The sequence below is a fragment of the Sphingomonas sp. 10B4 genome (assembly GCF_035019905.1).
In the GTDB taxonomy this organism is placed as follows: Bacteria; Pseudomonadota; Alphaproteobacteria; order Sphingomonadales; family Sphingomonadaceae; genus Sphingomonas; species Sphingomonas glacialis.
The window spans coordinates 1-277 of sequence record NZ_JASJVC010000290.1; the positions used below are offsets into that span (position 1 = coordinate 1).

A 277-nucleotide genomic window follows, 5' to 3' on the forward strand; every position below is an offset into this window, starting at 1 on the left:
GTGCCGTATTCAGTAGGCACATGGCTGCTGGCGTAACGCGCATACGGGTGTTTAGCATTGACTTCGTTATGTTCTATCCAGGCGATCAGCGTGCCATCTGGCTGACGCAGGCTGACTTGCGGCGGCGTGTTGGGATCAGACCAGGTATCAATAAAGACCTCCGCTTTGCCTGAGAATTTGGCTTCGTGCCAGCCATCGGTTTTGCTGACGCGTACTGGGGTATCGGCAGTACTGCCATCTAAGTTCAATGCATAGATTTGTTTGTCGGTGACTGCAT

Annotated in this window: 1 protein-coding gene; it reads right to left on the reverse strand. The window is 52.7% G+C overall.

The features are described from left to right. Positions 1-277 (reverse strand): DPP IV N-terminal domain-containing protein (locus QN347_RS19855; RefSeq protein WP_323494404.1); only part of this gene is annotated, 277 nt, incomplete at both ends.